Below are 2,473 nucleotides of genomic sequence, written 5' to 3'. Positions count from 1 at the left end.
GGTTAATTGTAAAAGTAAATTCTACTTTAAAAAATAAAGTGGAATTTAGTCTTACGAATTTTCTTGTTATATGTTATTGATTATTTGTTCCTCATTTTCTGGATTAATGATATGAATGAAAATATTTCTAAAAATAAACATATGACTGCTGATCAACGTAATGAGATTTTTACCATGCTAGAAAATGGTGATTCCGTTTCTAAAATTGCTTCAGCTATTTCAAAAGATAAATCTACTGTTTCCAAAGAAATCAGGAAACATAGAATTGAACAGAGAATTTCCAATACCCTTAGTAAAAATGGCACCTGTGCTCATGTTAAAAACTGCACACATACTCATTTATGCTCTCATGTCAAATGCAATCTCAAATTTTGTAGAAGTTGTGACATATGTCAAAGCGTTTGTCCTGATTTTGAGCTTCATATATGTAAGCGATTAAAAAGAGCACCCTATGTATGCAATGGCTGTGATTCTCGTAAATATTGTCGTAAACCAATAAAATATTTTTACAACCCTTCCCATGCTCACAAAGAATATATGGAAGCTCTTGTCAGTTCACGTACTGGCATCAGTGTCACTGAAGAAGAACTCAAAAAAATTGATTCCATTGTAAGCCCTCTTGTCAGAGATAAGTCTCAATCTCTCAATCATATATTTGCTTCACATGCTGGTGAGATTGGCGTTTCTCAAAGTACCGTTTACAACTACATTGATGCTGGCTTTCTTGAATGTGCCAACATTGACCTCCCTAGAAGGGTTAGATTCAAGAAAAGAAAGAGAAAAGCAGGGAAAAATGAGGTAAAAATCAATAAATCTGCATTAAGAAAAAATCGCACATATGATGATTATCTCGCTTATATGAACGAGCATCCCGACGCCAATGTCATCCAGATGGATACTGTTGAGGGAATCAAAGGTGAAAATCTTCTCCTTACCCTGCATTGTGTGAAAACGCATTTTCAAATTGCCCATTTTATTTCAAGTAAGGAAAATACACATCTTGCACAGGTATTTGAATTATATTATGAAAGATTTGATGATAAGGATCTCTTTAAAAATTTCTTTCAGGTCATACTTACAGATAATGGAAAAGAATTCACGGACATAGCTTATCTTGAGGAACTAGGATTAAAAGTATTTTTTTGCGACCCCAATAGATCGGATCAAAAAGGTTCCTGTGAAAAGAATCATGAATTCATAAGATATTTCCTGCCAAAAGGAAAGACTTTCAACAATCTTCATCAAAGAGATATTTGGAATATGATGTCACATATCAATTCATACAAGAGATATTCATTGAATAATAAAAGCCCCTATGAAGTAACGGAATTCATATGGGGCAAAGAATTATTACAGGCATTGCACATCAAATATATTAAGCCTGATGAAGTGACTCTAAACAATTCAATTTTTAATAAAAACAGATAGGAAAGGATTGAAAATGAGGAACACTAAAAAGTAGAATTTAGTCTTGTAAATTCATCACAATCCATAAGAAAATTGAAATTCACTTCAAGTACATTATATACACAAACACAAAAATTAAAAATATAAATTATGTCATTTCCAAGATTAAGTTCTACTTATCAATATTTTTTAAGTAGAACTTAGTCTTAAAAAAAGTGGAATTTACTTTTCAAATTAAATTATTTTTGTAACAACTGATTTTTAACAACTGATATAGTTATCAGTATCTTTCTATATAAAAAGTAAACTCAAAATAATATTTTAAGAAGAACAGTAACATATGTATCAACTATTTTATAATAAATTTGAAAATATATCTAAAATTTATCTTCTTCATATACTGGTATTTGACAATACATCTCGAAAATATACATATATTTCTAAGGAATTATAATACCCTGTGGAACAAGTGTTAACATTAACTTCAAAGAAGAATTATTAAAATAATTAGTATGAAATATGACAATGCTACCAGAAAAAGCAAAAGAAGGGAAAAGTAAGATAATAAAAATTAAATTATGACTAGAGAATAGATATTAAAACTTTAATAGATTTAAGAATTTACATCTTCATATTTCAGATAAACCATAAACTTACAATGAAAGATTTTTTTCTTTCTCTCGCTTCTATTCTTTTTTACCATAAAATACCACTCTTCAATAATTGCATGAAAATATCAAATAATATTTAAAGTTACACTTTGTAAGTAATGAACTTATACAAATTATTTATGTGACTTTTCTTCTTATTTTTAGTGTTATAATTTCTCCAACCACAACACTATTATACATAGAGAATTTAACATTATCATTATACTAAAGTTTTTAAATTTCAATGCTCATAAAACTAGGGCCTGTTGCGATTGCTTTCTAATATCCGCCAACTTCTTGGACATATTGGTTTAAAAATAGATGAAACACCTATCTCTATTTATCCTACTTTTGTTAATTACAATAAGCTTATATTAATGGTTGAAGATTATCATTATATTTTATTGATAGGAGCA

Annotated in this window: 1 protein-coding gene; it reads left to right on the top strand. The window is 28.8% G+C overall.

Annotation, left to right across the window (positions count from 1 at the left end; genetic code table 11):
• The first annotated feature begins 111 nt into the window (after window positions 1–111).
• Window positions 112–1,428, top strand: coding sequence for an IS30 family transposase (locus tag B5E48_RS13285; protein ID WP_087298333.1), 1,317 nt, complete (start codon window positions 112–114; stop codon window positions 1,426–1,428).
• The last annotated feature ends 1,045 nt before the right edge of the window (window positions 1,429–2,473 follow it).

The organism is Massilimicrobiota sp. An105 (genome assembly GCF_002161155.1).
Classification (GTDB): Bacteria; Bacillota_I; Bacilli_A; order Erysipelotrichales; family Coprobacillaceae; genus Allocoprobacillus; species Allocoprobacillus merdigallinarum.
The sequence above is the reverse complement of the archived record's forward strand: the minus strand, read 5'-3'. Positions and strand labels throughout refer to the sequence as shown.

Coding starts and splice junctions, on each gene's coding strand:
- B5E48_RS13285 (WP_087298333.1), top strand. CDS start 112: ATGAATGAAAATATTTCTAAAAATAAACATATGACTGCTGATCAACGT.